Raw genomic sequence first — 8393 nt, 5'->3', positions numbered from 1 at the left:
CGCCGCTGATGGCGCTCGGCGGCGGCCTCGCACTGCTCGCCGTCCGGTCCGCCGAGCGGGCCGAACAGCCGCAGCTGGTGGCCGTGTTGGGCACCGCCGGGGCGGCCGCGGCGATCTCCACCATCTTCGGCAGCCCGCTGGTGGCCGGCGTGATGCTGATCGAGGCGGCCGGGCTGGGCGGCCCGCAGCTGATCGCGCTGATCCTGCCCAGCCTGCTGGCCGGCGGGGTCGGCGCGCTGGTCTTCACCGGTTTCGGCCACTGGACCGGCCTGGCGATCGGCGCGCTCTCGCTGCCGCGCGTGCCGAAGAGCGGGGTGCCCGACCCGGGGGACTTCCTCTGGGGAGTCCCGCTGGCCGTCGCGATCGCCCTGGTCTGCGTCGCCGGGCAGGGCGTGGGCCGCCGGGTGAAGGCCCTCACCATGACCGGCACCGCCCGGCAGACCGCCCTGCGCACCGTCCTGTGCGCGGTCGCCGTCGGCGGCTGCCTCGCCGCGTACGCCCTGCTGACCGGGCGTTCCCCGGAGGAGGCCGCGCTCTCCGGGCAGGCCACCCTGGGCGCGCTGGCCGCCGACCCGGCGGCCTGGCCGGTCGGCGCGCTGCTCGCCCTGGTGCTCTGCAAGGGGCTGGGCTGGTCGATCGCCCTCGGGAGCCTGCGCGGCGGTCCGATCTTCCCGGCGATCCTGCTCGGCGCGGCCCTCGGCACGGCCTGTGCGCCGCTGCCCGGCTTCGGTGCCGCGCCCGCTCTGGCCGTCGGGCTCGCGGCCTCCTCCGCCGCCGTCACTGGCCTGCCCGTCACCAGTACGGTCCTGGCCGCGATGCTGCTCGGCGGCGAGGCGGCGGACTCGATGCCGCTGCTGATCGTCTCCACGGTGGCGTCCGTCATCACCGCGCAGTGGCTGCGGGGCCGGCCGCGGCGGGACGCCGCCCCGGCCGGCCGGACGGAGCCCACCGGGGCCGGCTGAGATCCGGGCCCCGCGCCGGCGTCCCCCGGCGGGCCACCGGCGGGCGTCCCCCCGGGGAGTGCTCCGGTCGACTGATCCTCAGAAATGAGCATACGAACTGTATTTTCGCTGGTAGCGGCGGCGTTTCTGACGGGGCGTGAGGCCGTACGGGTCCCGGCGCCGGTTGCGGCGGGATGCGGGGCGTGGCTCCCTGAAGTCGCGGCGGGGTCGATCGGCACCGCCGCCTTCGGACCCCGAAACTCCGTGGAGGAGATCTTCATGCGTTCTTTCCAGCGCGTCCTGGCCGTCGCCGCCCTCACCACCCCGCTCGTGATCGGCTGCGCCGGCCTGGCCTCGGCCCAGGAGGGCCTGGACGCGTCCTTCGGCAAGGGCCAGTTCATCGCCAACGAGAACGGCGCCGGCGTCGCCAGCACCCAGTCCTCCGTCAGCCCCGACGGACTCTCGCACGCCGACTTCTGGATCTGGGCCGACGACACCGGCGTCTACGGCTCCTTCACGGGGGCGGGCGCCACCTGGAACCAGGAGTGATCTAGGGCACGGGTCCCCGGGGAAAACGCGGGAAGACCAACAGGGAAAAGCAGAAGGGCCCCAGTTCGACTGGGGCCCTTCGTCTGTGTCCGAGGGGGGACTTGAACCCCCACGCCCGATAAAGGGCACTAGCACCTCAAGCTAGCGCGTCTGCCATTCCGCCACCCGGACCGGGTGTCGTCCTCGCGGCTTCCGATCTCTCGTCCGTCGCGCTGACAGATGTAACTGTAGCAAAGATCGGCTTGGGGTCCCAAAACGGTTCCCGAGGGGCCGGTGCCGCCGGTGGCGACGGCAAGGGGCGGCGTGTGGCGGGGGCGTGACCAGGGGGTTTCGGGAGCGTGCGGGGGCTGGATCGGGATCCGGGGCTGGGGGAGGATGGGCGGACGTGCTCGTACGGCCCGGGTGCAGGTCCCGGGGGTGGCGCGCTGGTGCGTCGGTGCGGGCCCAAGACGAGGAGTGACCGTGAGCGAGCGGAACGAGTCGGCGGCCCCGAAGGTGACGGCGGAGTCGGAGGTCGCCGAGATCTGTCGCGATCTGATCCGGATCGACACCAGCAACTACGGGGACGGCTCCGGCCCGGGCGAGCGGAAGGCGGCCGAGTACGTGGCCGAGCAGCTCGCTGAGTTCGGGCTCGAACCGAAGATCTTCGAGTCGGCCAAGGGCCGGGCCTCGACCGTCGTCCGGATCGAGGGCGAGGACCGCTCCCGTCCTGGCCTCCTGATCCACGGCCACACCGACGTGGTGCCGGCCAACGCCGCGGACTGGACCCACGACCCGTTCGGCGGCGAGATCGCCGACGGCTGCGTCTGGGGGCGCGGCGCGGTCGACATGAAGGACATGGACGCGATGACCCTGGCGGTCGTCCGCGACCGGCTGCGCACCGGGCGCAAGCCCCCGCGCGACATCGTGCTGGCCTTCCTCGCCGACGAGGAGGCCGGCGGCACCTACGGGGCGCGCTTCCTGGTGGACAAGCACCCGGGTCTGTTCGAGGGCGTGACGGAGGCGATCGGCGAGGTCGGCGGCTTCTCCTTCACGGTCAACGACCAGGTCCGCCTCTACCTGGTGGAGACGGCCGAGAAGGGCATGCACTGGATGCGCCTGACGGTCGAGGGCCGGGCCGGTCACGGTTCGATGGAGAACGACGACAACGCGATCACCGAGCTGTGCGAGGCCGTCGCCCGGCTCGGCCGGCACCAGTTCCCGCTGCGGATCACCAAGACCGTCCGGGCCTTCCTGGACGAGCTGTCGGACGCGCTCGGGGTCGAGCTGGACCCGGAGAACATGGACGAGACGCTGCGCGTGCTCGGCGGCATCGCCAAGATGATCGGCACCACGCTGCGCAACACCGCCCAGCCGACCATGCTCGGAGCCGGCTACAAGGTGAACGTGATCCCCGGTCAGGCCACCGCGCACGTGGACGGGCGCTTCCTGCCCGGCTACGAGGAGGAGTTCCTGGCCGAGCTGGACAGCGTTCTCGGCCCGCGCGTGAAGCGCGAGAGCCTGCACTCGGACAAGGCGATCGAGACCGGCTTCGACGGCGCCCTGGTCGAGGCGATGCAGACCGCGCTGCGGGCCGAGGACCCGATCGCCCGCGCGGTGCCGTACTGCCTGTCGGGCGGGACGGACGCCAAGTCCTTCCAGGACCTGGGCATCCGCTGCTTCGGCTTCGCGCCGCTCCAGCTGCCGCCGGAGCTGGACTTCGCCGGGATGTTCCACGGCGTGGACGAGCGGGTTCCGGTGGACGGCCTGAAGTTCGGCGCCCGGGTGCTGGACCGCTTCATCGACGCCTGCTGAATCCCTGATCAGACGACTTGGTCGGCCCGTTCCCGGAGCGCCGGGGGCGGGCCGGCCGCATTGTCCGAGCTGATGATTGTGGGACAGGTGGAAGGAGATCGACAGAAGCGATTCTGCTGGGGATTCCAAGCTGATCATTTGTGCGAGACCTCACCGCTGAGGGTGAATGGGAAAGCCGCTCCGTACCCCGTTTGCCGCAGCGTCGTTCATCCCTGTGCAGCCCGCCGAACGGGTTGCTTGTCCATACAGGAGGAATGATGAAGGTCAAGAAGATCGCCGCTGTCACCGCCGCCACCGGTGGCCTGGTGCTCGCCGCCGCCGGTGTCGCTTCGGCTCACGCCGGCGCCGAGGGTGTGGCCGCCGGTTCCCCGGGTGTCCTCTCCGGCAACCAGATCCAGGTGCCGGTGCACGTCCCGGTCAACCTGTGCGGCAACACCATCAGCGTCGTCGGCGTGCTGAACCCGGCGTTCGGGAACCACTGCGCCAACGTCTGAGTCGACCTCCGGGCCGTCATGGCCTGTTGAGCCGATTCGAACCGGCCCCCGGGCGGCGGACGCGCCGCGCCGGGGGCGTTCGCTTCCCGGGGCCGGTGGGGCGGGGTGCGGGCGGGGCCGGGAGCCGCGCCGACGGGCCCTGGATACAGGGAGCCCGACACGATCGCTCGATCGGGTGAAGCCGATTCGTTCGGCTCAACCTCCCTGTTGGCCCCTCGTTAACTCGTGTGCAGCCGAAGCCCTTGCGTGATTTACGGATATACCGAAATTCCGACTTTCTTGCAGGGTTCATGTCAAGGTCGACACGTCGTCTCGAAATGTCAGGGGAAAAAATGAGGAATGTAGCCAAGAAGGGGATCCTCACGGCCGTGGCCACCGGCAGTGTGCTGGCCTCGACCGCCGGCTACGCCTATGCGGGGGGAGCCGGGGCGCAGGGGGATGCCGTGGGTTCGCCCGGCGTCGCTTCGGGCAACTCGGTGCAGGTGCCGATCGAGGTGCCGATCAACGCCTGCGGCAACACGCTCGACGTGGTCGGCTTGCTGAACCCGTCCTTCGGCAACCACTGTGCCAACGTCAACGGCGGCGGGGGCAACCCAACGCCGAAGCCCGCCCAGGTCGGTCAGCCCGGCGGCGGTTCGGGTGCCACCGGCGGCGGCGGCAGCGCCGGCGCCGGCGGGGTCGACAGTTCCGGGACGGGCGGAGGCCTGGGCAGCACCCTTCCGGGTGCCGCCTCCCTTCCGGGCGCCGGCACCCCGGGCACCGCCTCCCTGCCGGGCGCCACCTCCGTTCCGGATGCGGCCACCGTCCCGGGCGCGAGCGCGGCCGGCACCACCGCCAACTCGGCAGGGGTGATCTCCGGCAACAGCGTCCAGGCGCCGGTCGACGTCCCGGTCAACGCCTGTGGCAACTCGGTCAACGTGGCCGGCGTCGGCAACCCGGCGTTCGGCAACCAGTGCGCCAACGTGGAGACGGCCGCCCCGGTCACCCCGACCCCGCCGGTCGAGGGCTGCGTCGAGGCCTGCCCGACTCCGCCGCAGGTCTCCGCCGAGGAGGTCGTGAACGTCGCGCGCAACGGCGCTCCGGCCATCGCCGCCGAAGCCGTCGTGGCGCCCGCCGCCGCCCAGGCCGCCCAGGCCGCCCCGGCGCCGACCGCCCAGCTGGCCTCCACCGGCGCCGGCGGCGTCGAACTGCTCGGGGCCGCCGGTCTCGCGCTGATGCTCGGCGGCGGCGTGCTCTACCGCCGGGCCCGGGCCGGCGCCCGCTGACGCGGCCGACCGCACGCGGAGGCCGGCGCTGAGCCGGCCCCGCACGTGACAACCGCAGGAACGACGCACCCGCGGCCGCCGAGCGAACGGGCGGCCGCGGGTGCGTGAGGACCCGGGGCGGGGCGGGGCCGGAGCCGCGACACCCCGCCCGTCACCAGTTCCGGACCTGCCGGATGATCCGCCGCTTCAGCCGGACCGTCCGGCTCCCGTCGGGGAACAGCCTCAACCGGTCGAGCTCCCAGTGCCCGTACTCGGCGTGCTCGGTGAGCAGTTGGCGCGCCGCGTTGCGCGTGGTGCCGCGCGGCATGCGCAGGGACTGGTACTCGTACTCCGGCTGCCGGACCGGCTTCCGTGGGATCAAAACGCTCCTCCTGGGGATCACCTTCGGGCAAGCCTACGGCCTGCCCCGGACAGTCGGCCCGGGCATTTCCGGCCGTCCTCCCGTGCGGGGAGCGGCGGCCCGAAGGAGTGCGACCCGGGTCGTCGACTGACAGTCCATCAGTCCTGGTGCCACTGCTGAAGGGATACCCCGATCCCGGCGCGCGAAGCGGCACCCCAACGGCCCCGGCGGGCCCGCCGCGCGCCGTCCGCGCCCGCTTCACGCCGGTGTCGCGCGGGGACGAAACGTCGCGGATCGGACATCAGGGGGGAAGTTGCGGTGAAATCGCGGGTGTAGGTGACAACCGCTGTGCGTACCGACACCGCGGGGAGATAGCGTCTGCACCATGTCTGATGCCGCGCAGCCCACCATTGCCGAGGTACGCGCCGCCGCTGAGGCGGTCAAGGCCGCCATCGACCGTCATCTGGAAGCGGTGTCAAGCCCCAACGCAGCTGATGATCCCGCCGTTTCCGCCGCTTACGAGCAGCTCGCGACGGCCGCCATCGCCTACGACCAGCTCCTGTACGAGGCCTACGACGAGGTGACGCCCTTCGAGATCCCCGGCGACGAGGGCCCCGGCGGGTACCACGGCCCCGAACAGCCCGAGGCGATCAGCGTGTTGATCCGCCGCGACTACCACGTCGTCGACCCCGAGCGGCTGCGCGCCCAGGCCGAACGGCTGGACGATTCGCTGACGCCGGGCGGAGCCGGCGCGGGCGGGGTGAACGCCGCGATCGGCGTGCTGTTCGGCGAGTACGAGCCCGACGAGATCGCCGCCCGCAGCGAGGAGTTCGGCCTGGAGGAGGCCGACTCGACGCTCTGGGTCGCGGCCACCGAGCCGACCGAGCCGGGTGAGTGGCTGCCCGAGCCCTTCGAGCACGCCGACCCGCAGCTGCTGATCTGCCGGTTCGACGTGAGCGAGGTCTACGACGACGAGGACCCGGACGACTGACGCCGCCCAGGACGCGAAGCCGTCCGGAACGCGCGACGGGCGGGCCCGGGATCATCGGGCCCGCCCGTCCTGCGTTCCGGACGGCGGCTCCGGGGAACCGCCGTCCGGAACACCGGGGTCAGTACTCCGAGGCGGCGGTGTTCTCGGCGAGGACCGCCCGCAGCCGGGTGGTGCGCGGCTGCGCCGCGCGCCCGGTGACGGCCTGGACGAGCGCCGGGCCCGCCGCGTGCACCACGGACAGGTGCCGCTCGCCGCGGCCGAAGGCCGTGTAGACCCACTGCCGGGTGAGCGCCGGGGCGGCGTCCTCCGGGAGCACCACGACCGCGCCCGGCCAGCGCCGGCCGAGCGCCTGGTGGACGGTCAGCGCCCAGCCGTGCCGCAGCCGGGCGGCCTCGGCCGGCGGGACCGTCCGGCGCGAGCCGTCCGCATACTCCAGGTGGAGGCCGGAGGCGTCGCCGTCCAGGACCCGGGCCGGGCGGGTGACCCCGGGGGCGGGGGAGTCGACCACCCGGTCGCCCGGGTCGAAGCCGCCGAACCGGCCGGGGCCGGGGTTCAGCCGGGCCTTGGCGGCGGCGTTCAGGGCGCGGGTGCCCGCCTGGCCGCCGTGGCCCGGGGTGAGCAGCACGACCTGCTCGACAGGGATGCCCAGCGCGCGCGGGATGGAGTCGGTGAGCAACTGGATGGCGCGGTGGACGGCCTCGCCGGCGTCCTTGGCGGTCAGGATGACCACCTCCTTGTCCGGCGCCTCGACCGGCTGGAGCTCGCCGATGCCGACGCCGGAGACCAGCTCGCCGATCGGGCCGAAGTCCGGGGTGCGGGAGGCGACCGCCGGGCAGACCTTGGCGGCCAGCAGGTCGGCGAAGAACCGGCCGGGGCCGGCCGACCAGAGCTGGCCCGGGTCCCCGCTGAGCACCAGCCGGGTGCCGTCGGCCAGTGACTCCAGGACGACGGCGGCCAGCTCGACGTCCAGCAGCGGGGCGTCCAGCACGACCAGCAGGTCCAGGGCGAGCGTGCCGTCCGGGGCGCGGCCGGGGCCGGCGGCACCGGAGAGCAGCTCGGCGAGGGTGACGACGGGGGCCTCGGCCCCGTCCGCGGTCCCGGTGAGCGCGGCGAGCGAGTCCCGGCCCTGGTCGGTCCAGGTGGCGGCCCAGGCCCGCAGCCCGAGGCCCCGGGCGGCGGTGACCAGCGCGGCCGGCTCGGCGCGGGCCGCCTCACCGCCGGTGTGCAGCACCACGGCGTGTTCGGCGACGGCCGTGATCAGGGCGGTCGCGGAGGAGGACGGCGCGGCCTCGGCGGCGGCCGCCCAGGCGCTCGGGCCGACGGCGGGCGGCTGCTCGACGGAGTCCTCGGCGACCGGGGCCGGCGTACCGTCCTCGGCGGCGTCGGAGCCGTCGCCGGCGTCCTCGGCCGCGTCGGAGGAGCCTGCGTCCCCGTCGTCGGCCCCGTCCGGGTCCTCGCCCGGCACGAAGACGGCCATCAGCTGGAGCAGCTTCTCGGCGAGGCTGTCCTCGGCCATCGCCGGCCCCTCCAGGGCGAGCAGCGTCCGGGTCGGTGCCTCGTCCTCCTCGTCGCCTCCCGCCGCGTGCGCCTCGGCGCCGGTCAGCTCCTCCTGGAAGGGCAGCACCCGCCCGTCGGCGACGGCGGCCTGGACCGCGCCGGCCGGGTCGGGCATCCGGAGCCGGTCGAGCCCGGCCGTCACCTCGGTCAGCTCCAGGGCGGAGTGCCCGCGCAGTGCCGCCTGCTCCAGCAGCCACGGCACCAGGGCCCGGGCGCGGCGCTCGTCGCCCGGCCCGGCGCCGGCGCCGAGCAGCTGCCGGGCGAAGCCGTCGGCGTGCTCGGGCCGGACGCCCGGCAGGCTCAGCACCGACCACGGGTCCTCGCGCAGCCGCTCCGGGGCCTCCTCGCCGAACTCGGCGACGGCGGCGCCTGCAGAACTGGGACTACGTCCTCAACCACCTGCCGACCTTCTGGCAGGGCCTGCGCAACACCCTGTGGCTGGTCGTCGTGATGGTGAGCCTG

The 8393-nt window shown here is 73.8% G+C and carries 7 protein-coding genes, 1 tRNA gene and 1 pseudogene; 6 read left to right on the top strand and 3 right to left on the bottom strand.

Features of this window, described 5'->3' with window-relative positions:
• Both AB0E96_RS35035 and AB0E96_RS35030 read left to right on the top strand, forming a co-directional pair.
• On the top strand, positions 1–962 hold a 962-nt coding region (locus tag AB0E96_RS35035; RefSeq protein WP_359829841.1), incomplete at its 5' end, for a chloride channel protein.
• Between the two features lie 258 nt (positions 963–1220).
• Positions 1221–1490, top strand: coding sequence for a hypothetical protein (locus AB0E96_RS35030; RefSeq protein ID WP_359829839.1), 270 nt, complete (start codon positions 1221–1223; stop codon positions 1488–1490).
• Positions 1491–1576: 86 nt separating this feature from the next.
• Here the strand turns inward: AB0E96_RS35030 and AB0E96_RS35025 are convergent.
• Positions 1577–1661: transfer RNA gene (locus tag AB0E96_RS35025), tRNA-Leu, on the bottom strand.
• A 291-nt stretch (positions 1662–1952) separates the two neighbouring features.
• Between AB0E96_RS35025 and AB0E96_RS35020 the strand changes: the two genes are divergently transcribed.
• The 3 genes from AB0E96_RS35020 (at position 1953) to AB0E96_RS35010 (ending at position 5043) form a co-directional block, all read left to right on the top strand.
• A complete protein-coding gene (locus tag AB0E96_RS35020) occupies positions 1953–3284 on the top strand; it encodes a M20/M25/M40 family metallo-hydrolase (protein ID WP_359829837.1) in 1332 nt (443 codons plus the stop codon).
• Positions 3285–3538: 254 nt separating this feature from the next.
• Complete coding sequence (locus tag AB0E96_RS35015; protein ID WP_359829835.1) at positions 3539–3778, top strand: chaplin; 240 nt, start codon at positions 3539–3541, stop codon at positions 3776–3778.
• A gap of 368 nt (positions 3779–4146) precedes the next feature.
• On the top strand, positions 4147–5043 hold the full coding sequence (locus tag AB0E96_RS35010; RefSeq protein WP_359829834.1) for a chaplin: 897 nt from the start codon (positions 4147–4149) through the stop codon (positions 5041–5043).
• A gap of 151 nt (positions 5044–5194) precedes the next feature.
• Here the strand turns inward: AB0E96_RS35010 and AB0E96_RS35005 are convergent, their stop codons facing one another.
• Complete coding sequence (locus AB0E96_RS35005; RefSeq protein WP_359829843.1) at positions 5195–5401, bottom strand: DUF5703 family protein; 207 nt, start codon at positions 5399–5401, stop codon at positions 5195–5197.
• 367 nt (positions 5402–5768) lie between these two features.
• On the opposite strand from AB0E96_RS35005, the gene AB0E96_RS35000 reads away from it, so the two are divergent.
• Positions 5769–6374: a hypothetical protein gene (locus tag AB0E96_RS35000; protein WP_359829833.1), complete on the top strand. Its 606-nt coding sequence runs from the start codon at positions 5769–5771 to the stop codon at positions 6372–6374.
• Positions 6375–6492: 118 nt separating this feature from the next.
• Here the strand turns inward: AB0E96_RS35000 and AB0E96_RS34995 are convergent.
• Positions 6493–8289 (bottom strand): annotated as a pseudogene (locus tag AB0E96_RS34995) (ATP-binding domain-containing protein); the annotation flags it as partial.
• Positions 8290–8393 lie beyond the last annotated feature (104 nt).

Source organism: Kitasatospora sp. NPDC036755 (assembly GCF_040636595.1).
Lineage (GTDB): Bacteria > Actinomycetota > Actinomycetes > Streptomycetales > Streptomycetaceae > Kitasatospora.
This window is presented reverse-complemented; position numbering and strand designations above follow the sequence as displayed.